General features: G+C 37.9%; 20 protein-coding genes and 1 pseudogene. 15 read left to right on the top strand and 6 right to left on the bottom strand.

What is annotated here, in order from left to right; translation table 11 throughout:
- Positions 1-86 precede the first annotated feature (86 nt).
- The 3 genes and pseudogenes from RMY63_RS22430 to RMY63_RS22420 form a co-directional block, all read right to left on the bottom strand.
- A complete protein-coding gene (locus tag RMY63_RS22430; RefSeq protein ID WP_322730829.1) occupies positions 87-716 on the bottom strand; it encodes a Uma2 family endonuclease in 630 nt (209 codons plus the stop codon).
- A 78-nt stretch (positions 717-794) separates the two neighbouring features.
- A pseudogene (locus RMY63_RS22425) lies at positions 795-3,740 on the bottom strand (beta strand repeat-containing protein); the annotation flags it as partial.
- Positions 3,741-4,445: 705 nt separating this feature from the next.
- Positions 4,446-5,177 (bottom strand): phytochelatin synthase family protein, encoded by a 732-nt coding sequence (locus RMY63_RS22420; protein WP_322730827.1) that lies wholly within the window; start codon positions 5,175-5,177, stop codon positions 4,446-4,448.
- Positions 5,178-5,277: 100 nt separating this feature from the next.
- Between RMY63_RS22420 and ggt the strand changes: the two genes are divergently transcribed.
- Positions 5,278-7,059, top strand: a complete 1,782-nt coding sequence (gene ggt, locus RMY63_RS22415) for a gamma-glutamyltransferase (RefSeq protein WP_322730826.1) — start codon at positions 5,278-5,280, stop codon at positions 7,057-7,059.
- A 68-nt stretch (positions 7,060-7,127) separates the two neighbouring features.
- Here the strand turns inward: ggt and RMY63_RS22410 are convergent, their stop codons facing one another.
- Together RMY63_RS22410 and RMY63_RS22405 are read right to left on the bottom strand one after the other, a co-directional pair.
- A complete protein-coding gene (locus RMY63_RS22410; RefSeq protein WP_322730825.1) occupies positions 7,128-7,388 on the bottom strand; it encodes a hypothetical protein in 261 nt (86 codons plus the stop codon).
- Positions 7,389-7,904: 516 nt separating this feature from the next.
- On the bottom strand, positions 7,905-8,039 hold the full coding sequence (locus RMY63_RS22405) for a hypothetical protein (RefSeq protein WP_322730824.1): 135 nt from the start codon (positions 8,037-8,039) through the stop codon (positions 7,905-7,907).
- A gap of 147 nt (positions 8,040-8,186) precedes the next feature.
- Between RMY63_RS22405 and RMY63_RS22400 the strand changes: the two genes are divergently transcribed.
- The 13 genes from RMY63_RS22400 (at position 8,187) to RMY63_RS22340 (ending at position 22,692) form a co-directional block, all read left to right on the top strand.
- Positions 8,187-8,390 carry a hypothetical protein gene (locus RMY63_RS22400; RefSeq protein ID WP_322730823.1) on the top strand — a complete coding sequence of 68 codons (204 nt, stop codon included), beginning with the start codon at positions 8,187-8,189 and terminating at the stop codon, positions 8,388-8,390.
- Between the two features lie 879 nt (positions 8,391-9,269).
- The gene (locus RMY63_RS22395; protein ID WP_322730822.1) at positions 9,270-11,474 is read left to right on the top strand and encodes a polysaccharide biosynthesis tyrosine autokinase; all 2,205 of its coding nucleotides are present in this window, start codon (positions 9,270-9,272) and stop codon (positions 11,472-11,474) included.
- A 70-nt stretch (positions 11,475-11,544) separates the two neighbouring features.
- Positions 11,545-12,498: a glycosyltransferase family 2 protein gene (locus tag RMY63_RS22390; protein ID WP_322730821.1), complete on the top strand. Its 954-nt coding sequence runs from the start codon at positions 11,545-11,547 to the stop codon at positions 12,496-12,498.
- Between the two features lie 121 nt (positions 12,499-12,619).
- Complete coding sequence (locus RMY63_RS22385) at positions 12,620-13,942, top strand: flippase (RefSeq protein WP_322730820.1); 1,323 nt, start codon at positions 12,620-12,622, stop codon at positions 13,940-13,942.
- 25 nt (positions 13,943-13,967) lie between these two features.
- A complete protein-coding gene (locus RMY63_RS22380; protein WP_322730819.1) occupies positions 13,968-14,894 on the top strand; it encodes a glycosyltransferase family 2 protein in 927 nt (308 codons plus the stop codon).
- Positions 14,895-14,912: 18 nt separating this feature from the next.
- On the top strand, positions 14,913-16,142 hold the full coding sequence (locus tag RMY63_RS22375; RefSeq protein WP_322730818.1) for an O-antigen ligase family protein: 1,230 nt from the start codon (positions 14,913-14,915) through the stop codon (positions 16,140-16,142).
- A 48-nt stretch (positions 16,143-16,190) separates the two neighbouring features.
- Entirely contained in the window at positions 16,191-17,462 is a 1,272-nt protein-coding gene (locus tag RMY63_RS22370; RefSeq protein WP_322730817.1) for a glycosyltransferase family 4 protein, read from the top strand.
- 24 nt (positions 17,463-17,486) lie between these two features.
- Positions 17,487-18,503, top strand: coding sequence for a hypothetical protein (locus RMY63_RS22365; RefSeq protein WP_322730816.1), 1,017 nt, complete (start codon positions 17,487-17,489; stop codon positions 18,501-18,503).
- Positions 18,504-18,630: 127 nt separating this feature from the next.
- On the top strand, positions 18,631-19,524 hold the full coding sequence (locus RMY63_RS22360; RefSeq protein WP_322730815.1) for a glycosyltransferase family 2 protein: 894 nt from the start codon (positions 18,631-18,633) through the stop codon (positions 19,522-19,524).
- A 107-nt stretch (positions 19,525-19,631) separates the two neighbouring features.
- A complete protein-coding gene (locus RMY63_RS22355; protein ID WP_322730814.1) occupies positions 19,632-20,783 on the top strand; it encodes a glycosyltransferase family 4 protein in 1,152 nt (383 codons plus the stop codon).
- A 120-nt stretch (positions 20,784-20,903) separates the two neighbouring features.
- Positions 20,904-21,728: a WecB/TagA/CpsF family glycosyltransferase gene (locus RMY63_RS22350; protein WP_322730813.1), complete on the top strand. Its 825-nt coding sequence runs from the start codon at positions 20,904-20,906 to the stop codon at positions 21,726-21,728.
- Positions 21,729-21,945: 217 nt separating this feature from the next.
- Positions 21,946-22,245: a transposase gene (locus tag RMY63_RS22345; protein ID WP_322728688.1), complete on the top strand. Its 300-nt coding sequence runs from the start codon at positions 21,946-21,948 to the stop codon at positions 22,243-22,245.
- Positions 22,246-22,263: 18 nt separating this feature from the next.
- A complete protein-coding gene (locus RMY63_RS22340; protein WP_322728687.1) occupies positions 22,264-22,692 on the top strand; it encodes a transposase in 429 nt (142 codons plus the stop codon).
- A gap of 221 nt (positions 22,693-22,913) precedes the next feature.
- Here RMY63_RS22340 and RMY63_RS22330 read toward each other — a convergent pair whose 3' ends face one another.
- Positions 22,914-24,008, bottom strand: coding sequence for an endo-1,4-beta-xylanase (locus tag RMY63_RS22330; RefSeq protein ID WP_322730812.1), 1,095 nt, complete (start codon positions 24,006-24,008; stop codon positions 22,914-22,916).
- Between the two features lie 349 nt (positions 24,009-24,357).
- On the opposite strand from RMY63_RS22330, the gene RMY63_RS22325 reads away from it, so the two are divergent.
- Positions 24,358-24,933: a TetR/AcrR family transcriptional regulator gene (locus RMY63_RS22325; protein ID WP_322730811.1), complete on the top strand. Its 576-nt coding sequence runs from the start codon at positions 24,358-24,360 to the stop codon at positions 24,931-24,933.
- Positions 24,934-25,082 lie beyond the last annotated feature (149 nt).

The raw sequence follows: 25,082 nt of genomic DNA, 5'->3' as shown, positions 1-25,082 counted from the left end.
TGAATTGGTACAAGATCGGAGTGTTGGGTTTCGTTTTTCAACCCAACCTACAAATTTTTTTGCAACAATTTAGCTTTGCCACGCCACTACTGCTGTTCGCGCAAATAGTTTCTTAACCACCTAATAATTTCACTTGTTGTTTGCTCATTAGCCATTTGGAGACATTGCTGCACAATTTCCCTGACGTTAGGAAAGTAGCTGCTTTCTGTAAGCACATAACTTTCTGCTTGCAATCGATAAATTAATAACCGATTATTCTTTAATATCCAAACTTCTGGCACTCGATAAGGCAAGAAATCATTAACGTCAGTGTAGCTTGTCACATCTATTTCAATTGCTAAATCTGGTGGTGGATCTGACTCCCAATCAATTCTTTTTTTGCCTACTACGGCTCTGCAATTTTCAATATAAAAGCAAAAGTCTGGTTCAATACCACTAATTTCTGGCAAGCTCATGGTGATCGGCGTAAATGACTCGTACGCGCGGTTTAAATGATCCAGCAAAACCTTAGCAATATCTGCTAGCAAACTCGCATCTCTTCCATGCTCTGGTAGCGGTGCCATCAGTAAAATTTCTCCTCTGCGATATTTAATGCGAGGTGAGGAGCGATCGCCTAGTTGCTGACTCAATACTTGATAGTCTTTCCAGTCTCCCAAAAGCTTCAACACCGCGCCCAGTGGTAACTTGATTCTTTCTGGTGTAATTACGGTATCCATAATTAGCTCACATTTTAGATATTGGCGTAGATGCGAAGCGGCTTGTCGCCAGACATCGCATTACATCGAGGATAACGATTAAACAACCACAAAATTGTTGTTCGTTAGTGACAACCCAGCAGATAATCCGGCAAATTGTACCTGAGTAAATGCGCCTGCACTACCATCCTGGTCAAAGAACAATGCACCTATAGTAGAGTTATAAATAAATCGCTGGCTGCTAGTGGTTGCAGATTCTCCAAGTGTAAATTGACTTGCCTGAAGTACACCTGCTGATAAACCGCCACCAAAACCAGCAGACGACACTTGAATTAGTTCATTAGGTTCATTAATGGCACCGAAGTCACGTATCAAATCGAGACCTTCATCGAAACTATTGAAAACAAAAGTATCAATGCCACCTTCCCCAAAGAGCCGATCATTACCCTTGCCACCGATAAGGATAGCATCGCCAAAGCCACCTGTAAGGGTATCATCACCATTGCCACCTTTGAGGGTGCTATTACCAGTGGCACCAGAGGCTATCAGGGAATCATTACCATCGCCCCCGTCTAATATGTTGGCACCTGAACTGCTAACATTCAATGTATCGTCACCAACACCACCGTTGACGGTGTTATTACCTGAGGTATTAATGGCTCTCAGAGAATCATTACCATCGCCCCCATCTAATAGATTATCGTCTGCTGAACCGTAAATATCCAATGTATCGTTACCAGCACCACCATTGAGGGTGTTATTGCCAGAGGCGCTACTTCCAACGTAATTTCCGAATTCGTCGTAAAGACTACTTTGGGCCTGTAAAGAATCATTGCCATTGCCTCCATTGAGGAGGTGATTCCCTTTTGAAAAACTAATATCCAATAAATCTTCACCAGCGCCGCCGTCTATTGTATCGTTGCCATTGCCTGAGCGGAGCGTATCATTACCATTGCTTCCGACTAGATAATCATCGTAGTTTGTACCTGTGATATTCAATTGTTCGATATTCTTGTAGCTAAACACTATTGTGTCCGCCGTCGTCGAAATTTCTGTAATATTAGTACTCGGATCAAAAGTTGAAGTAATTCCCGTGGTAGCACTGCTATAACTGAAAGACAAGATGTCGTTACCTGTTCCCCCATCTACTGTTTGAGTTACTAACGTCGATAGGGAGCCGAAATTTAAGGAATCATTGCCATTCCCGCCATTGAGGGTGTTATTGCCAGTGCCACCATTGAGAGTATCATTGCCATCCCCACCGTTGAGAGTATTATTGCCATCGCCACCCCTCAAAATGTCATTGCCACTTAAGCCTTCAATAATGTCATCACCTCCTTGACCATTGATCACATCATTTGAATTGTCAAATCCACTAACACTGTTGTCTAGGTCGTTTAGGAAGGTGACTGTGTTTTTTTTAAAGACAGTGCTTTGGGTAAAGTTGGCATCGAAGACATCAAAGCTGTCAGTGATAGTAGTTTGCCCATAAAACAAAATATTGCCCAAATCTACAGTGGCTCCAGTAGATTTGGTGAGGTTATCCAAGTTTTCCAGGGCAAAGTTTTCCAGGATGAATCTGGTATCACCATACCCTTGAAAGCTGATTGACAAACTTGTGCCATTCTGGGTGAGAAGCAAATTGTCGGCAGTAAAGCCACTATTGTCTTGGAATATCAGAGTATCCACTTCGGCTATGACTGCTGCTGTGGGGTTCGTTCCTTTACCTACTCCAGTAAAATCGGCGATCGTATGAGTGCCAGTATTAATCGTGTAGTTGCTTAAGCCTTTGTAAACAAATTTATCCTTACCACCGCCGCCTGTGAGGCTATCCTTACCACCACCGCCTGTGAGGCTATCATCGCCATTACCACCACTGAGGGTGTTATTACCAGTGGCACCAGAGGCTGTTAGAGTATCATTGCCATCACCCCCAGAAAGCAGGTTCTTGCCAGATGATCGAGAGTCGAGGTAGGAGTCAGAATATTGGATAACAAAACCAGAGATGTCTAGAAAATCATTGCCATCGCCTCCAAAAAGCAGGTTATCGCCATTTGAACCACTAGCGCTCAAGGTATCATCACCAGCACCACCGTTGAGGGTGTTATCGCCATCTGAGCGAGAGTTAGACGCTGTGTACTCGTCACTCCTTCTACTTCCAGAGATGGAGAGAGAATCATTGCCATCGCCTCCATCTAAGAGATTATCGCCTAATGAACCGCTAGCATTTAAAGTATCATCATCAACACCACCGTTGAGGGTATTATTACCTAAAAAGCGATCGTCGTAGTCTGGTAAGTAGGCGTTGTATTCGTCGCTGCCAGAGGTGGAGAGAAAATCATTGCCATCGCCACCATTAAGCAGATTATTGCTTGAGGGGGAGTCAGCATACAAAGTATCGTCACCAACACCACCGTTGAGGGTATTATTGCCCGCGCCACCCCTCAATATGTCATTGCCACTTAAACCTTCAATAATGTCATTACCTCCCTGACCATTGATGACATCATTTGAATTGTCAAAGCCACTAACATTGTTGTCGAGTTCGTTTAAGAATGTGACTGTGTTTTTTCTAAAAACAGTGCTTTGGGTGAAGTTGGCATTGAAGACATCAAAACTGTCGGTGATGGTAGTTTGCCCATAAAACAGAATATTGCCTAAGTCTACAGTGGCTCCAGTGGATTTGCTGAGGTTATCCAGGTTTTCTAGAGCAAAGTTTTCCAGGATGAATTTGTAATTACCAAACCTTTGAAACCTTTGAAAGCTGATTGACAAACTTGTGCCATTCTGGGTGAGGAGCAAGTTTTGGGCAGTGAAGCCACTATTGTTCTGGAAACTTAGGGTATCCACTTCGGCAATGACTGCTGCTGTTGGGTTTATTCCTTTACCTACTCCACCGAAATCGGTGATCGTATTAATGTAGTTTGAGTTGCCGTCAAAAAAAAATATATCGTTGCCATCGCCACCAGTTAGGGTGTCATAGTTATCGTAATCAAAAGCGCTCTTTAGGGTGTCGTTACCGCTAGTTCCAATGATAATTGCCATAAGTTTTTCCTGATTGAATCGATTTTTGGAGTAACTTTAGTTGTGAATAATCGAGTTAGTGATGTTTGAGCGCACAAATAATCTACCAAAAGTTGAAGCTTTCAGCATACTTTATTCACTCTTTAGATAGAGTGACAAATTGTTCATAAAAGATTTCCATTTTTATTCGCTAGCAAACATTACTTATCTCAGTATCAAGGACTATCTAAGTCTTAAGCACTGTACAAAATTTAGTTGGTTTGTCAACGTATAAGTCTTACTAGTTTCAAAATAGGGAACACTTGAGACAGCAGAAAACAGGAAATCTTTATGCATTCGTTCTCGGCGTAGCTTGCCGCCTTCAGCATCGCCCTGGAATTTCTATCTGGAAAATAGGAAACATCAAAATAACCCAACAATAACTAAATATCGAATATTTACTTAGATGTCTATCTTTTCCAAAAATCTTTGCATACTCTTCATATTTGTAACCGTTCAAGTGGGGGGATAAGAGAGTATTGGTGTCAACTTTAAGTGAAAGCCAGCCTAGAACCAGCTTTTAGATATTGTCTCGTTTGTCTCGTTCCCAGTCTCAGACTGGGAATGCCGTCCTAGAGGCTCCGCCTCACATATCCATAATTAACTCACATTTTAGATATTGGCGATCGCATTACATCGAGGATAAGCGATCGCCGGATTCATAAATTCAATTAACAGATTATTAGATCAAAGGCTTTTGCTGACAAATACAAAGCCACGGCTCTTCTTTGATACGGAATCATTTGTCAGCATTGCTTTCCATAAATCTGTTGTTTTTACCCACACTGGTGGATACTTGTAACGAGAAACATCAAGAATTAAAAATCTATCTGTTTGCTCATTATATGCTGCTACAGGAGAAATATGCCCGCCTTTCTCTTGACCAATTTCTTTGCGTAAATAGTTTACTAAAATGAAATTTTGCGGTTGTTTTAAATTTTCTGCTGCTTGTTTGCGGAACTGCTCTAAACTCGTGTCGGCAGCGTGGTAAACATTAACTTTAACGCCATAGCTAGCTAGAAATTGCCCTAACTGATCTAGAGTCATACCTTCGCGAGACACAGCTTCAGGAGTTAGGACTTTTTTTGTATTATCATTGCTAAAAAAGTTTTCTTGAGTAAATACTCGATATGGCTTGTACTGGGGTACTTCTGGTGCTGGGATTTTTAGACTATTCAGTACCATAACCATACTAGCAACACCACAATATGCCTGATTATTTTGAGTGATGAATTGCATACTCAGTGGAAAAAAATCTTCTTTTGATTTACTCTCAACTAAGAATTTTTCACCTTCAGGGGTATTAAAACCTATTAAGTTAGAGGAAAGCGGTAATGTTTGAGAGAGAACGCTTCCGCTAGATATACATAATCCAATAGTTAAAGCTTTGAAAAATGTTTTACTTATTTTTTGTAACATAGCATTTATAAGTACTGTAAAATTTTCAAGTCAGCTCGTATTAATAATCTCACACCAAGATGTTAAATAAGTATAAAATTTTAGGAGAAATGGGATAAAAATGTTTACTGTTGCTAAACCCAAGCGAGTTACGAGCGTAATTTTTTCTTTCACCATCTTACTTTACAGCCAAGTGGCATCAGCCGCCTTAACTTTACCCTTACGCAGCAAGAAGGGAATGGTGGTTTCAGCCCATCCTTTAGCAAGTGAGGCAGGAATTTCGATGTTACGCAAAGGTGGTAATGCAGTGGATGCAGCCGTAGCTACAACCTTTGCACTTTCTGTAGTTGAGCCTTTTTCAGCCGGAATCGGCGGCGGTGGATTTTTACTGATGCACTCTGAGAAAACTGGCGACATGAAAGCGCTAGATTTCCGCGAACGCGCACCCCTGAAAGCCACAAGAAATATGTATCTAGAGGCAGAAGGAAAGGTGCGCCCCAATGCAAGTATTAATGGTTATTTGGCAGTAGGGACACCAGGAACGGTGGCGGGACTTTATGAAGTGCATCGTCGCTATGGTAAGCTTTCTTGGCAAGAGGTAATGAAACCTGCGATCGCACTCGCTAAAGATGGCTTTATTCTTAGTGATATGGTTACTTGGCGTTCTCTGCAAGCAAACGATCCCCGTAAGGAAGTAGTTCTCAACAATCCCGCCGCACGGAAAATTTTTACTCGCAATGGCGAGTTTTATCAACCAGGGGAGAAACTGGTGCAGCGTGATTTGGCACGCACTTTAACAGCAATTGCCGAAAATCCCCAAAGTTTTTACACCGGAAGTATTGCTCGTGCGATCGCTTCTGATATGGTAAAAAATGGTGGTTTAATTACTCTCGAAGACTTGAAGACCTACAAACCAATCTGGCGCACCCCCGTTTGTGGCAATTTCCGCAAAGCTAAAATTTGCTCAATGCCACCACCATCATCAGGAGGCGTTCACCTATTACAGATTTTAAATATTATCGGTGACACCGATCTAAAATCTTTAGGATGGCATCATCCAGACGCGATACATTTAATGGTAGAAGCAATGAAGATTGCTTACAGCGATCGCTCAAAATATTTAGGCGATCCTGATTTTGTCAAAGTCCCTGTACAAGAACTGCTCAGTCCAGCTTACGCTAAAAAACGCCGTCAAGAAATTAATATGCAAATGGCTCGACCCTCCACCGAAGTCAAGCCAGTAGATTTAAATTCAAAATGTCTACGTCCTCCCTCATCTGTCCCTACTTCCCCTGCCTCATCCCCTTGTCTTCCACATGAATCTCTCCAAACCACTCATCTGAATGTTGTGGATGAACAACACAACGCCGTAAGTCTGACTTTCACGATTAACCTCATTTTTGGTGCTGGTGTCGTGACACCGGGAACTGGAATTGTTCTTAACAATGAGATGGATGATTTTGCCGTTGCGCCAGGAGTGCCTAATGCTTTTGGCTTAGTTGGTAATGATGCCAACAGCATTGCACCCCGCAAAACTCCCCTATCCAGCATGACTCCCACAATTGTCACAGAAAATGGTCATTTTCGGATGGCAGCGGGCGCGCCCGGTGGTAGCACCATCATCACCCAGGTTTTACAAGTAATCTTAAATGTGCTGGAATACAACATGGATGTTGGTGCGGCTGTTTCTGTTCCACGCATACATCATCAATGGCTTCCAGATGAGTTGCGCGTCGAATCCTGGGGCTTGGATGCTCTAACTTTGCAAGATTTACGCAGACGGGGACACAAAATAAAGGAAACTACTCCTTGGGGTAATGGTAACGCGATCGCTGTTACATCTGATGGAACTTTAGAAGGAGCCGCCGATCCTCGTGGTGAAGGTTCCCCCAGAGGTTTGTGAGCGAGACGCACAGACGCAAAGAATAACTAATGACAAATGACAAATGACAAATGACAAATGACCAATAACTATTGATTTTGGATTGTTGATTCTGCGTAGCTGCTACCAAACTCGTTTGCTCGTGCGCTAGGTACTAGTGTCCAACCTGCTTTCAAAAGTTTTTGATAAGTTGCCCAACCTTTAGAACCACCTGGTATTTGATAATCTGGGACTGCAAAATGTCCAAAAGCTGTGTAGGGACGCCAGGGTTGATTGGGTTCTGTCTGCAAATACAAAATTTTCTCTCCGTCGCCACCAGACTTAGATAACCAGCACATTTGTCGATGCATTGCAAACTCCTTTGCTTTTAACTAATGATGCATAATAGCTGCTCTTTATCAAGCTAATTATCCCTAAGGGTGATAATTTTTGCCTAATACTTTAGACAAAATGTAATTAAGTTCTATCCACTGCGGGATAATTGCTTAACAACTCATAGCCTGGAAGACAGCTGCTAAGGGGACATAAAGATAAACAGTTTTGCCTCACCTTGTTTGTTAGGTGAGATTTTTCTCATGTTATCCGCGTTTTTTGCGATCGTGTGTAACAATAACTACTATTTTTGCTGAGATTGGCAATCGGACTATCGCAATCACAATTGAAACGTGAGAAAATACTGAGATAAAAACTACCTATTTACAAGCTTTTCAGCCATTTTCTTTCTCACAACTGATTTAGGATTGCTATATTTGTTTTTCAGGGTAACTGAAAGTTTAGATTTCAAAACCCCTCATTTGGATGAAGGGCTATTGCATCAGGTCAGAGGAATTATTTTACACAATTCCTGGAACAGTAGGTTTACTACTTTACTCATCAGTTTTAGAAAGAATCTGCTTACCACCTAACAGCTTCTCATCCTGTTCACTGACGTTAGCTTTGAGTGAGTCAAGAATTTTGATACCAGAATAAATAAATTTGAAAAGTTTGAATGCCAATGCCAAAGATTATTTTCAGTTAAACAAGCAACAGGAAGCGACTAGCAAAAATGTCGAAGAGGTCAAAAAACAAGCAAATGAGGCACTGTATGAAACCAGGAAAGGACGCGAGATTTTAGAGAAAAAATTAACGATAACTTGTATGAATCAAGGGTGGCAAAAAAAGAAATTCAATTATCGTATAGTCAATTAAAAGCAAACTTTGATAAGTATATTGGGAATTTGAATACAAAGATTCAATCAAAACTTGAAGCCACCGTAAGAGATTTGCAAAAATCTGTGCAAAATACCACAAAAAAAGTATTGGAATCTAATATTATTCCGATTCAGAAAAGTACCGAAAGATGGGGGGGGTAACTATTACTCCAGCAACAGTTACCCCCGCCACCGTAAAAATAAGTAAATCGGGAGGAGTAACTGTTACTCCTAGCACTGGAAGGATTGCTAAAGTAACTTATGCTGATTTTTAAAGCAGCGATATACGCAAAAATTTGTCGTAGTTAGCGCTCAGACAGGAGGGAGCATAAAAGAGGGTTTTAGCCCAATTTACCTTTCTTGGCATGTTTAGTTTTAGTATGCCAATTTACTTACTAGCCGTTTATATTTAATGTGTGTTACCATGTATATACACTTGTAAGACAAAATGTAGTGTACGTCTACACAAAGGCAAATTAAACTGATTGCGAGTCCTTATAGGTTCAATACTCAAATCATGCAATTTTATGATTGCCAGTCCCATATTATTCCCAAAATTGACTCAATTGTTCTATTCCTTACCCTGAAGGAATTAACTCCTTTTGCCTTTTCAAAATTAGCAAACAGAAAGTGAATATATTAGTATATTGTATGAATTTTTTGTAAAGTTATCAAATTCAGTGTTCTTACAGAATATGATAGTGATTGTTAGTTTACTAATCAATACTTGCATTAGTAGTAACACAAAACGAAGTTAACCAAAATTAAGCCCCAAAAATGGAAAGCAACTAAATCAGGGATAAAATTGTGAGTTATCCTGTTTTTGCTGTCAGTAAAATATCAATCTAAGTTAAAATTGCGACTTGCAAAACTATTAGTTAACTTCAGCAGATATTGAAGAACCTCAGCAACAAGGTATTAGCTAACAATCAACGCAAATATTAATATTGCAAAGTAGACTACAGTACTACTGTAGTCCAAAATTCGGAGAACAATCTGCTGTAAGTAAATAGTCTTTTTTATAAAGCTTTACATAATATTATGACAATGGAATCTTTACCAAACTTTGAAGAAGTAAATATTCAGAAATATTTAGATGTTCTTCAACGGCGTTGGCTACCTCTAGTTGGAATTTTCGTCATATCTGTTAGCCTTGGATGCTTGTATGCATTTTCACTAAAACCTTCATACAAGGCAGAAGGAAGTTTGATGATTAAAACAAATCGCTCTTCTTCACTCACGGGCTTACCGGAAGACATAGGACGCTTAGAAGCTTTGAATGTGAACGACAATCCCCTGGAAACTCAGGTGAGAGTTATTGGATCAAATCCAGTAGTTGAGAAAACAATTAATTCCCTCAACCTCAAAGATATTCAAGGCAAACTGCTCACGATTCCCGACTTGGCAAAACAACTAAAAATAGAAGGAATTAAAGGCACTGATGTTGTACAACTTTCTTATAAAGGTGGCGATCCAGAACTAGCTGCTAAAATCGTCAATAAAGTTATTGACAGTTATATAGATTTAAATATCAAAGCTAATCAGAATGAAGCGCGGACAGCCAAACAGGTTCTCGTCACAGAAGTACCTAAAGCTGAGGAAGTTGTCAGAAGAGCCGAATCAAAACTGCGGCTATTTAAAGAAACGAATAAAGTTGTTGTCCTAGAACAAGAAGCAGCCGCAGCAGTCGATACAATTTCTAAGTTAGGAAACCAAATTTCTCAAGCTTTAGCTCAACTCGATGATGTGAAGGGGCGTCTACAACAGTTAAGCAGTGAAGCTCAGGTAGATTCACGGCAAGGTGTAATCGAATCTGAATTGAGTCAAGCACCTGGAGTTCAGAAAGTGCTAGCCCAACTTCAAGAAACAGAAAGCCAACTTGCACTAGAGCGTACCCGTTTTTCACCTGAACACCCTACAATTACTAGCTTAGAAGAAAAAGTCGCAGCTCTTAACAACTTGCTAAAAGAGCGGACGGGACAAGTAGCGGGTAAAGCACAAATAACACAGGGAAGTTTACAGGTTGGACAACTGCGGCAAAGCCTAATTGCAGATATTACTCGTGCTCAGGCAGAACGCGTTGGTCTGGAGAGACAAATTGCCACACTCAAACAACAGCAAGATGCCTATATCAAACGAGCAAATAATTTGCCAAGGTTAGAACAGAGTCAACGAGAGCTAGAACGGAAATTGCAAGCAGCTCAAACGACTTACGAAACACTCTTAAAGAAACGCCAAGAGATTGATATTGCACAGAACCAAAAGATTCCTAATGCTCGTGTAATTTCCTATGCTTTAATCCCTGATAAAGCAGAAGGACCTCGGAAAATGCTGTTTATTGTTGGTGGAGCAGGAATTGGTTTCTTCTTAGGTATCATTGTTGCCTTTACTTTAGACTTGATAGACCGCTCGGTGAAGACCGTCAAAGAAGCCAAAGAAGTCTTGAGATACAGTGTATTGGGAGTGATTCCTACACAAGCTAGAAATGGTAAAGATCATTCTTCTATAGCAGGACTCGATAGACCTATTCCCAAAATCATTGGTAGAGACATTCCTTACTTCCCTGTTGGTAATGCATATCAAATACTACAAGTTAACTTAAAGTTCCTCTGTTCTGATAAACCGCTCAAAAGCATTGTAATTACAAGTTCCGTTGCCAAAGAAGGAAAGTCTGACGTATCTGCAAATTTAGCTGTGACTATGGCTCAGGCGGGGCGTAGAGTGTTGTTGGTGGATGCAGATATGCGTCATCCCATACAGCATCATATCTGGGGGCTAACAAATACAATTGGATTAAGTAATGTCATAATTAACCAAGCTTCTTTAGATACAGTTGTTCAGGAAGTAATGCCTAATCTTGAAGTTCTTACTTCTGGCGTTTTGCCTCCCAATCCAGTGGCAATGCTAGATTCTCAACGCATGGCGACATTAATTAGTAACTTTGGAAGAGATTACGACCTTGTAATTTTTGATACTCCTCCATTATCAGGAATAGCAGATGCTGCTGTTTTAAGCACCTTGACTGACGGTATCTTATTAGTCGTTCGTCCTGGGGTAGTTGACTTGAACAGTGCAAATGCAGCTAAAGAGTTTTTAACTCAGTCAGGTCAGAAGGTATTAGGGATAGTCATCAATGGTGTGAATACTAAAAATGAACCTAATAATTATTTTCATGACACTAAAAAACGACAAATTGAACAAGATTTTGTATCTAGCAGCTTAACTAAATTTCGCAAAGAGCGTTAAGTTCTCTTATAAATTGTGAAAGCTACCAGCACTACAAACATCTAAACCAAGTTTTTTGAATGTAGGAATAATGGATAAAACTAAAATTAAAACTTCTTGTTTAATTAATAATTACAATTATGCTGAATTTCTCTCTGAAGCAATTGATAGTGCTTTAAATCAGACAGTTAAATTTGATGAGATTATCATTGTTGATGACGCATCCACAGATAATTCTGCGGAAGTTATCAAGAAATTTACCCAAGTAGTTAATGTTAAATCTATCTTGAAAGAAAAAAACCAAGGACAATTATCATCTTTTAATGAAGGTTTTTTAGCTGCTACTGGTGACATTATATTTTTTTTAGATGCTGATGATATTTATGAACCTCAGTATTTAGAAACCGCGCTAAATTTTTATAATAGACGTAGCGAATGTGATTTTCTCTTTTGTGCGTATAAAAAATTTGGAGCAGTGGAAGGAACATTTCAAGACGATGCAGTTGATTTAGATTTGGGTTATTCAGTAATTAGAACTTTATATAATGGTGAATGGATTGGTTCCATAACTTCAACATTATCAATACGTAGAGAGATAGTCAGAAAATTTTTACCTATTCCAAATATAGAAGATTGGCGTGTAAGGGCTGATGATTGTTTGGTATGGGGAGCTTCTTTGGTGGGGGCTAAAAAGTTTTATATGTCTAAACCTTTAGTATTGTATAGAATACATAATCATAACCAGTATCATAATAAGAAATTTTTAGACGTAGACAAAAACTATGAATACAAGAGATTCTGGAAACGCAATTCACTCTTTAATTACATTCTGCAAAAAAACAATTTTAGCTCACCGTTATTCTTAGCTTTCACATCTCTCAACGAGTTAAAAACGATCCCAATACCAAAATACCAAGATTTTGTTACGTATTTGAAAATAATATTTTTGTTTGAGCATAGTTTTTTTTGGAAAATTAAAGGCATCATTTTCTTACTTAGCTATTTTTTTAAAACTTTGATGACTGGTAAATTAAAAACATTGTAGGTAATATGATGATGTTAATTAATAAATCAATACACTTCATTTTGTATTTGGGAAAATTAAAAATTTGCACGAACAAACTTGATAGGTATAAAAAATGTCATATTATTAATTGATAAAAATAATGTTAGGTAAATTAAAAATTAAAAACTTATCAAAATTTCAATCTCATTCTGGGCTGCGTGCAATTATTGCCAATACAGGTTGGTTGTTTGCTGACCGCATTCTGCGTATGGGTGCAAGCTTGGTTGTAGGAGTATGGGTAGCACGTTATTTAGGAGTACAACAGTATGGTTTATTTAACTATGCTTTAGCTTTTGTTGCTTTATTTAGCCCAATTTTTACTCTCGGACTAGACGACGTAGTAGTTCGCCATCTTGTTCGTCAATCATCAAACAAAGAGGAAATTTTAGGAACCACTTTTTGGCTAAAATTTCTGGGTGGAATTGCTTCTGTTTTCTTGGCAGTTAGCACGATGTTTTTCTTAGGTGAGCATGAAATACTAAAGATATGGCTAGTTGCAATTTTAGGAATAGCAGGAATTTTTAGGGCGTCTGATACTATTGAGCTGTGGTTTCAATCACAGGTGCAGTCAAAATACACTGTAATCGCCAAAAATACAGCTTTTTTGCTAAATACTGTCATAAAAATCACACTAATTCTAACAAAAGCACCATTGCTAGCTTTTGCTTTGATAACATTAGCAGAATTTGCGATGAGTGCAATTGGCTTGCTAATTGTTTATCAAGTCAAAGGGGCTTCATTATGGTTATGGCGTTGGAGTTTTACGACTGCAAAAACTCTTTTGAAAGAGAGTTTACCTCTAATTTTTTCGGGGTTCGCCATCATGATTTTTATGAGAATAGATCAGGTGATGTTAGGTCAAATGATCGGAGATAGTCAGGTTGGAGTTTATTCTGCTGCTGTGCGTATTTCTGAAATTTGGTATTTTATTCCAGGGGCTATTGTTTCTTCTGTTGCTCCGGCAATTTATGCAGCTAAGGAAAAATCAGAAAGTCTTTACTATCAGCGAATAGGACAATTATTCAGTCTAATGACATATATATCTTTAGCAATCGCTCTGCCAATGTCATTTTTATCTGACAAGATAATTATGGTGATGTTTGGAAGTGGATATGCAGAAGCAGGACCAATATTAGCAGTTCATATTTGGACTTCCTTGTTTGTATTTATGGGTCTTGCAACATCACCTTGGTTTATTGCTGAAGGTTTGAACCACGTTTCTTTGGGTAAGACTTTATTTGGGGCAATACTAAACATTATTCTCAATTTATTACTGATTCCTAAATATGCAGGACTTGGGGCTGCGATCGCAACAATAATATCTCAAGCTGCTGCTGCTTTTATATGCAACGCATTTGATTCAAGAACAGAAAAACTCTTTAAAATTCAGGTGCGATCGCTTATTATTTTTTACAAAAGCTGATCATTATTATTTAACCTTTACTATTATGCAAACACCCGTAACTTTTATTATTTTTAAACGTCCACAAACAACAGAAAAAGTTTTTGAAGCTATTCGCCAAGCCAAGCCAACAAAACTTTTTGTAATTGCAGATGGGCCCCGCATTGACCGCGAAGGTGAGGCAGAAAAATGTGAAGCGACTAGGGCTATTATTGAGAGAGTTGATTGGGATTGTGAAGTAATAAAGAATTATTCTGATATCAACTTAGGTTGTGCAAACCGGGTATCAAGTGGTTTAGATTGGGTTTTTAATAATGTTGAGGAGACAATTATTTTAGAAGATGATTGTATCCCTCACCCAACTTTTTTCAGGTTTAGTCAAGAGCTGCTAGAAAAATATAGAGATGACACCAGAATCGCTACAATCTCTGCTCAAAATTTCCAACTTGGACAAAAACGTACAAATTACAGTTACTATTTTTCTCGCTACAACCACTGCTGGGGTTGGGCAAGTTGGAGACGTGCTTGGCAACATTATGATTTGACTATCAAACTCTGGAAAGAGGTGCAAGCAGAAAACCTTTTATATGACATTCTTATAGACCAAAAAGCGGTAAATTCTTGGCAACGAATATTTCAGTCTGTTTATGACAATCCTACAGGTATAACCTGGGATTACCAATGGACATTTGCTTGTTGGATGCAGGGAAGCTTAAGTATTATTCCCAGTGTCAATTTAATCTCCAATGTTGGTGTTGGTGCAGACGCAACTCATTTCACTTCCAATCAAGAATTTTCGTTCATCAATATGTCGATGCAAGCAATGGACTTTCCCTTACAGCATCCACCATTTATTGTCAGGAATGTAGAAGCAGATAATTTTACACAGAAAACAGTCTATAAAGCAACTGCATTGGACATTTTTAAAGAGGAAGTGAAGAAAAGATTGAATTACTCAGCGCTAAAAAAATAGATTAATTAAATATCCGAAATGAAAGTAAAATTAACAGAAAAAATATTAACTATCTTGCTATTACTCATTGCTGTAGGGGCATTAACAATACACCCTGCGCAAGAAGTTTCCATATCTACCCTTGGGGGTGATAAGCTAGATACTTTGTTCAATATAGTTTCATATTTAATCCTATTTTATTTCCTAATTTTATACTGGAAAGGTTTTCTTTATGTAATCACTAGAAGTCCATTACAGTTTTTTTTACTAGCAATAGTTATATTTTCTCTTTTATGGTCAGAAGACCTAAGTTCTAGTCTTACTTATCTAAAAGGTCTAATCCGAATATATTTTATTGCCATCTATTTAGCAATGCGTTATCCGCTTAAGGAACAAATTAAGCTGATAGCTTGGGCACTTGGTGTAGCTGCATCATTATCTATACTATTTTCTGCATTCGTACCAGGTTATATTCACGAATCACCTGAATTACTAGGTATGTGGAGTGGAATTTATGGTCATAAAAATGAATTAGGTTACATGATGGCTTGGAGTGCAGGAGTTTTTTTGCACCTTGCTCTTAGTGGCCATCGATATCGCTGGTTGATGTGGGCATTATGTGGGATCTCTATATGTCTAATTATACTCTCACGTTCAACAACATCTTTAACGATTTTGTTGACAATGATATTACTTTTACCTTTCTACAGATCCCTAAAAAAAACTAATTATAAATTACAAGTTATTCTGATTACTTCAACTTTGATGTTCCTGATGATTTCTTCAATATTACTTCTTAATAATGCTGAAACTGTAGTTGGTACTTCTGGTAAAGACCTTACCTTCAATGGACGCTCTGACGTCTGGGAGCTAGTGATTTCCAAGATTTTGGAAAGACCTTGGTTAGGTTATGGATTTTCGGGATTTTGGACTAGTAATGCTGCATCTAAATTAAGAGCTACTTATGATTGGGCAAGTAATGCCCATAATGGTTTTTTAGAATTATTGTTAGAATTGGGATTCTTAGGTTTTTTGACTTTTGCAGCAGGATTTGTCCGGTTTTTTGCAATGGCATTGACTCGAATTATTTCTGTTGCTAAAAAACCGGAAGATTATTGGCCAATGCAGATGCTACTTATCATAGTCATAGTTAATTTTTCAGAAGCCAGATTATTAACTCCTAGCTGGAATTGGTTAATGTATGTCACCACGTCATTATCTTTGACTGTTGAATATCAACGAAATCGTAAAAATATTTTAGTCAATTAGTTTTTCTGATAGTCAGAAATAGTTTTAGTGATTATTAAGTGAATAAAAATGAAAATTTTACATATTAGTACCCATGATATTAGTGGCGGTGCAGCGAGGGCTGCATATCGTTTACACACAGGTTTACAGGATATAGGACTACAGTCACAAATGTTAGTTCAGGAAAAATATAGTAATGATAAAACAGTAATTGCACCTAAAATTAGACTGTTTCAAGGCATTGCTAAGGCAAAGTTGACAGTTGAAAGTTTGCCATTAAAGCTTTATCGCCAAAAGAAAAATACTCCATTTTTTACTCAATGGTTGCCAGATAGAGTTATTCCTAAAGTTGCCCAGATTAATCCAGATATAATCAATCTGCATTGGATTAGTGGAGGTTTTATGCAAATAGAAACCTTTGCTAAACTGAAGCGTCCTCTAGTTTGGACTCTCCATGATATGTGGGGGTTTACTGGAGGGTGTCACGTTACTGGAGAATGCGATCGCTACAAAGTATCCTGTGGGGCTTGTCCTCAACTCAGCAGTGGTAATGAATGGGATTTATCCCGTTGGGTATGGCAGCGTAAAGTAAAAGCTTGGAAAAATTTAAATTTAACTCTGGTTTCCCCAAGTTCTTGGTTAGCAGAGTGCGCTCATTCCAGTTCTTTATTCCAGAATTTGCAAATTGAGGTAATTCCCCACGGACTAGATACTCAAAAATATCGACCGATTAATCAACATTTTGCACGAGAAGCACTCAATCTACCTCAAGATAAAAAGCTGATACTCTTTGGAGCGATAGAAGCAACAAGCGATAGAAATAAAGGATTTCATTTGTTGCAACCAGCTTTACAAGAATTAAGTAAATCTGGCTGGAAGGATGACTTGGAAGTTGTGATTTTTGGAGCATCTCAACCCGAAAATCCACCTGATTTAGGCTTCAAAAGCCACTATTTGGGACACTTACATGATGCTATATCTTTAGCAACTGTTTACTCAGCAGCTGATGTAATGCTTGTACCGTCTCTTCAAGAATCTTTTGGACAGACAGCTTCGGAATCATTCGCTTGTGGTACTCCAGTTGTGGCGTTTAATTCTACTGGCTTAAAAGATATTGTTGATCATCAGCAGAACGGCTATTTGGCTAAACCTTATGAAGTTGAAGATTTTGCCAAAGGAATTACCTGGGTTCTTGAAAATGAACAGAGGTTGCAAAAACTGTCATTTTATGCTCGCGATAAAGCCGAGCAAGAATTCACTCTGGAACTTCAAGCACGTCGTTATTCAGCCTTGTTTCAGGAAATATTGATGAGAGCAAAGAAATCTTCATTGAGTAATTAACTTAGTAAATCAATACTTCATAATATGTCAATACCTATAGCTTTTATAATTTGTACAGAACCTGGTCGTTTAGAAGGTCAATCTTTGATGCTTGCAGAAAGTATTCGTAAGTTCTGCGGCGAATTGAAAAATACACCTATATATAGTTTTCATCCTAGAGTAGGTGAACCGATATTAAAGCAAACCCAACAAGCGTTTGAAGCATTGGAGGTGATTCATCAACAAATTCCAATCAATCGAGAATTTCATGAATATTATTTAGCCAATAAACCCTTAGTTTGTGCCTATGCAGAAAAAAATGTCGATGCAGAAATATTGGTTTTTTTGGACAGTGACAAATGCTTTTTTTCTGAACCAAAAGAATTTTTATTGCCAGTAGATTGTAATGTACGGATGCGTCCTGAGTATGGTCAAGGAATTGGTTCTACAGGTCTGCAAGACCCTCAAGATTGGTATTGGCAAAAACTATATGAAGTACTGGGAGTAAAGCGTGAGGTATTTGTTGACACACCAATTGGTAATAAAAGAATCAGAGCCTACTGGAATTCTGGTTTGGTTGCTGTAAGAAGGAGTGCGGGTATATTTACAACTTGGAAAGAGAACTTTGAAAAAGTAATGCGCTTGGATATTACTCCTCCCCAGGGTATTTATTTTGTTGAGCAGTCTGTTTTGTCTGTAACTTTATGTGCCTTGGAAGAAAACGTTGAACATCTTCCTCCTAATTATAGTTATCCATTACCTTTACATAACCGTTTATCAAAAGAAATACAAATTAAACATTGGGATGATATTATATCAATTCATTATTTCAACTTATTTTTTTATAACGATTGGAAGGGACAAATAAAAAGATTGAAAAAATTTAATAGCAATTCAGATAAATATCAATGGTTATGTGAAGAGGTTGTCAGACTTAATATGCCTCGTGTATCAGTTTGGCATCGATATCTCTTGGGAGTCAGAAGAATGGAACAAAAACTAAAAAACTTTAATTTAGATATTAATTTTAGTGGCTGGATAGAAAAGAGAGTTAAGTTTTAAAATGCTATAACAATATATGAAAGGAAGAAGTTTGATAATTTAGATTATGAAGATTATCTGTCAGAGTTGCGTATAAGTTTATTATTTGAATTAATCATTTTTGTACATATTATATGAGGTCAATGAAATGAATAAAGCAAATCTAGCTGTAATTATGACATGTCATAACAGACGTAATACAACTCTTGCCTGTCTAAATGCTTTATATCAGCAAAAAAATCATTGTGATGTTTATTTAACTGATGATGGGAGTTCTGATGCTACTACAGAGGCTGTTAAAGCAGAATATCCAGAAGTACAAATTCTTCAGGGTAACGGCAATTTATTTTGGGTGGGAGGAATGCATCTAGCTTTTAGTGAAGCAATAAAATATCAATATGATTATTATCTGTGGTTGAATGATGACACATTTCTGGAAGCCAATGCTGTGAGTAAACTATTACAGGTTCATCAAAATTTGACAGAACTTGGTTACCGAGACTCAGTTGTAGTTGGTTCAACTAAAGACTCAATTACAGGAAAAGCAACCTATGGAGGAGCGGTAAAATCTAAAAAATGGTATTCTAATAAGTTTGAATTTTTAGAACCAAGTTCCATTATCCAAAAATGCGATGCTATGTATGGTAACTGCGTGCTAATTCCTAAAAGTGTTGCTGCCAAAGTTGGCAATATTGATACAGCTTTTGTTCATAGTTTAGGAGATTTAGATTATGCCCTGAGAGCGCGTAAATTGGGTTGTAAAATATGGGTAGCTCCTGGGTATATTGGTACTTGTACTAAAAATGCTATCCGCAATAGTTGGGCAGATACCAATTTAAATCTCTTAAAACGCTTGAAAAAAGTACTACAAATTAAAGCATTTCCATTGAAATCATGGACTATATTTTGTAGCAGACACTCTGGGCCATTCTGGATATTTTACTGGTTCTTACCCTATATCAGAGCAATTATTGGTTACAAAAATTTGGCAACTTCTCCTACATTTTCTGAGGATGTTAATCAAACCAATTCAGAAGTTTGAGACTTGCATGATAGTCATTAGTGGATAATATTTGGATAAATTATAACTATCTTAATAATTTGACAAATGTAGTTTCAAACTATAAAATTATAATCAACAATCATTTTATGGGTAAACGCTTACTGATTGTCTCAACCCTCGATTCTAGTCAGCCATTTGGTGCATTTACTAGACCTTTTTATCTAGGACAATATCTTACTAAACATTTTGATGTTTTTCAGCTAGGTTTAGATTGTTCATCTGTTAATTATGCACCTTCTCTTTCTATTGGATCGAGAAGCTTGAAGTCATATATTCAATCCATAGAAAAGTGCATCGACGAGTTTTGTCCAGACATTGTGTATGCTCAAGAAACACTACCTGGATTGGCTGCTTTAGTTTCACTAAAGCTTAGAAAACACAGTAGTTCCTCTCTTGTCTTAGATTTTCATACATTTTCGCCTTATGAATACTGGATGCGCTTGTTTTCAGTTGCCAATCCTTTCAAAGAGTTTGCACAATGTATTAAGACATATATTGCTCAGGGAATTTTAATATTCTCTGGTAGTCCAATTATTGCAGCAGGTGAATCAATTCCTAAACTAATTTCCCATTGGTATGGAAAAACTCCACAGCAAATTTATTCTATCGGGAATGGAGTGACTGAAGACTTACTCAAGACTGAAGTTTTTCCAGATAAAGACCCCTATCAAGCATTCAGACCAGCTAAAATAGTGGTTATTATTGCTCCCAAAACATTTCAATTTCCAACTAATGATATGTCTGTATCAATGGCTATTGAGGTTGCTCAATCCCTTGAAAGTCATCAAGAAAAAGTATACTTTGTTGTCATTGGTAGGGATAGTAGTGATATTTCAGAACCAATACCTTCTAACATTTCTTTTTTAGGCTTTTTACCTAAAAGAGAAGATTTTATCGCTCATCTGAAATATGCAGATATTGCTTTGTTGCCATTTTCAAAAAAAGCAGTAGCAGGTGGTGCTCGCAATAAAGCATTAGATTATTTTGCTAGTAGAAAATTAGTTGTATCAACATCAGAAGGCTTGCGAGGTTTAGAAGAATTTCACCACTTAGAACATCTGTTAGTAACAGGATACTCTAGTGAAGAAGTTGCTAACACAATACTTGATGCTGCTTCAAATCTTGATAAATATCAATCACTTGTAGAGACAGCATATACTTTAATTACAGAAAAGTATTCCTGGAATGCAAGAGCACAGAATATCGCAGAAATCCTGATGAAAACAAGTGCTTTTTAGTTATATTTAGATAATAAATTTTAACTAGAAAACTTAGTTATTTCAATATTTAAGTACTTCATTACTCACCTTTAAATTGAGATAAAATCTCATATTCATCAAAAGAAAAACAAACAAAATATGAAAAAGCGATTTTCTTATAAAGTTATTGGTGCTCAAGTGGATGCACTCTCTATCCTTGACTTAAATTTATTGATTGAAGAATCTATTGATCGGTATGAAAAATGGATTATTGCTAATCATAACTTACATAGTCTTTATCTCTTCCATAACGATCTAAAAATGCAAGCTTTTTATTCCAAGGCAGAATATACTCATATTGATAGTATGCCTTTAGTATTTATTGGAAAGCTGTTGGGTTTTCCAATTAAACGTGAACAAAGAGTAACCTATGCTGACTGGGTATGGCCTCTGATGGCAGAAGCTGCTACCAAAGGCTGGCGTGTATTCTATTTAGGTTCAAAGCCAGGAGTTGCTGAAAAAGCAGCAAATATTTTATGCCAGAAATTTCCTGGTTTACAGATTGCTTGCGCTCATGGCTATATTGATATAAATAAAGATAGTCAAGAAAATCTTGCCACTGTAGCTGCAATTAATGCTTACAAACCCCATATATTAATGGTGGGAATGGGTATGCCACGCCAAGAGTATTGGATTTATGAAAATCTTGAACATCTTCATACCAATACTATTTTGACTAGTGGAGCCTGTATGGACTATATAGCAGGAGCAATACCTACTCCTCCTCGCTGGATGGGAAAGGTGGGGTTAGAATGGTTGTATCGCTTGTTATCTGAACCGAAAAGGCTTTGGAGACGTTACTTACTTGAGCCTTGGTTTGTTGGCACATTATTTTTACGAGAAATTTGGAGTATCTCAAGTAAACGGAAAAAAAATAACCTGCTGGTATTTCTAAGTACGAAATTTCACAAGTTCGTAGCTTGATCGAGTCTCTCAAAGTCTTACCAGTAGGTCGCTCAATTCGTCACGAATTTATGAAATGTTGTACTAAGGTTTAATGATTAATTAGTCAGTAAGTCTTATTCAACTTTCATAATCGTGAATAGCGAAAAATATTTCCAATTATTTTGCTTAGAATAATACTTAAAAGTACTATAGAACCCATTTGGGATCTCTGGCAATGAGCTAGGATCAAAAATAAATGCCGTACACCAGCAGCTTAACCGATAAAGAGTGGGAACTAATTGAACCATTACTGCCAAAAAAGCAGAAAACCAGACCGCCGCGATGGACAAAGCGCCAAATCCTGGATGGTATCTTTTACCAACTAAAAAATGGTTGTAACTGGTGTGATTTGCCGAAAGACTTGCCGCCCTACTCGCCCGTTTTCTGGCATTACAAGCAGTGGCGTGTGGATGGGGTTCTAGAAGGGATGATGAGTGCGTTGCATTCACAGGTGCGGCAACAAGCCAAAAAAAACCGAAGTGGACAAGATTGCTGATCATCGACTTCCCTTGCGGTGAAGAATACCTGCACTGCAAGTATTGAATCCAAAGGGTTCTGTCATTACAAATGCACCAATGGCATCAAACGACATCTCGCTGTTGATACGCTAGGACTACCATTTTTCACACATTGTAGTAAAGCCAGTGTGACCGATGATCAAGGCTTAATTGAACTCTTGAGCCACAACCTGGATTACTTTCGAGCCAAGCCTGTCAACATTCCTAAAATTACCATCCTGCTCGACCACGGCTATCACCCAAACACAATCAGCACTGCCCTGGAAAAACTCTATCCACAAGTCTTGACCAAGATAGAAGTCAACTTGCACCTAAGCCGACGAAAGCCGAAAAAGCAGCCCAAGGCAAAGCAGGATTTGTCCCAGTTGCAACACGATGGATCATTGAACGTTCCAATGCTTGGATGGAGCGGTGTAAGAGCTTAGTCAAAAACTTTGAGCGTACCTTAAGTCATGCGACAGCAAAACTCAATCTCTGTTTCATTCGACTGATGCTCAAGCGGTTGGCGAATAGATAGATCCCAAATGGGTTCTATAGCAGTTCTCGGCAGAATGAGGTACATTTTCAAAGCTACTAAGCTTGGTAAACAAGATTTGGATGTACCTCAGTTGCTGAGGAAATGCTATATTTCCGTTTAGGTGGAGTATCAAGTTGATTCCTGAAAAGCCTGGGCTATAGCATGGCGGGCTGGTTTAGATTGTAGGTTCTCATCGAAGGGAAGCGGACGCAGAAATTTCCAGAGACTTGGATTGTTTCTAAAGATTTTTCTTGGCATCCAGTCGGGATGACGTATCCAGGTATGACGGTCGGTAAGTCCCCATGTAATTACAGTATCGACCTTAGCTGCAAAGCACAGGTCAAGATATCGCTTGTAACTATCGGCTACCATTTGGTCTAGGCTTTTGATACTATCCGGTAGCGGGCTATCAATGATAATATCTAATTCCGTAATTATTGGTTTCACTTCAAGATCGTTAAGCCGTTTTAAGACCGAATTAAATCCTTTTTCGTCAAAAGGATATGCAGTAGAAAACCATAGATGTGATTGGATACCTGCCCCGTCAATTTTAACTCCACTATTCTTTAGATATTCGACCATTCTTAAGAAACGTTCTGATTTCCATGTAGTGCCTTCAATACCAAAATCGTTTAGGTAAAATTTCTTGCTGCTATCAACTGAAGCGGCAATTAAAAACAAGTCTCGAATCAATTCTGGTTTTACCCCTTTACGCAAACCGGTTGTTGCGTTATCAGTTTGATTTTCACTATCGGCGATAATTTCATTGGCAATATCCCAAGACTTTAAAACGGGACTATTACGATAATGCCCCATGACTCCTTTAACATGGCGTTCGATCATCTTAGGTGTAGGAGGGTAAGGAACCCAGTCTGGTTTTCCCATGTGCCAGAAAAGGGTATGCCCGTGCAATTCTATCTTATGTTTTTGGCAGAAATCAGCGATCGCATCTCCTGACTCAAAGGTAAATAATCCTGGCTGTGGTTCAGTAGCATCCCATTTTAATTCACCATTCGGTGTCACAATCGAACATTCACGAGCCATCAGGTTAGCGTAATCTTTCTCTGTTTGCAAAAATTCATTAGAAATTGCTGCGCCGTAACGCTTTCCTTTGGCGGCAGCTAATTGCCGAAGGGAAGAATTTACATTTCTGCTTGTATAGTTTGCTATATCAGCATTCGTGCTATGGTCTTCTTTTTGCTTATCCTTTTGTAAAAACCCCATAGTCAATAACGCAGAAAGGGTTGTGTATCCTGCTCTTGTTAAAAATTTTCTCCGATAAGGCATAAATTATACTTAATAAAAAACGCATTAATTATTATTTTACCGTATAAAAATACACTGATTATTATTTTACCGTTCTTCACCAAGAATATACGGAGTTTTTACCAAAATCAAATCATAGTCTTATACTAAATGGCAAACATTAAAATTGATGAGTATTACATTTAGCGCAAAACTAGGTTAAACTATAACGCATGTTCGATTTCAATCAATCAACCTTGCTTTAACGTATCACCAGCAAATATGCTATATAATATATAACAACCGTTCGATATAAATAAGCTAAATCATGCCTAAGATTGTTGACCATGAGCAATACCGTAAAGAACTGCTCGACAAGTGTTTTGATTTATTTGCCCAAAAAGGCTATGGTTCCATCACTATGCGCCAAATTGCTGAAAGATTAGGGGTTTCTACTGGTACGTTGTACCACTATTTTCCTAGCAAACAAGCTCTATTTGAGCAATTAGCCCAGGAGATATGTGAGCAGGATTTAAGTGCAGCATTAGCTGAACTAGAAGGAGCGCAAACGCTACAAGAGTCAATGGAAGCATTAGGAAGATACCTAGTGAAAAACGAAGATTACTTCATTAAATGGACTTACATTTGGATTGATTTTTGTCAACATAAAGACTCTAAAGAAATGTTAAAAAATAGTATTTTTAAGCGTACTAATAAGCGGTATCAGCAGGCAGCCTGTGATTTTTTGGGTATTCAAGATGCAGTATTAGCTTCTTTTGTCTTGAGCTTTCTAAATGGTTTAATTCTAGAGAAGTTATGGGGTGATGAAACAATTGATTTTATTGAACAATGTGCGTTGTTAGGCAAAATGCTGACGGCATACTTGCCGCAATATGCAGCATAAACCAAGAGTTGAATAGGCTTTTGGTAATGTTTTATAGCTATATTTCGTACCTCTATAACTTTCAAAGTTTTGAAGATATAATAAATAAATTTATTTGGATGTCAAAGATAATTAACAATTGTTGATCATCATTAGCAGCTAAAATTTTA

This window comes from Nostoc sp. ChiQUE01b, from assembly GCF_034531255.1.
Classification (GTDB): Bacteria; Cyanobacteriota; Cyanobacteriia; order Cyanobacteriales; family Nostocaceae; genus Nostoc.
Note: the sequence above shows the minus strand (reverse complement) of the source record. Positions and strands in the feature narration are given on the sequence as shown.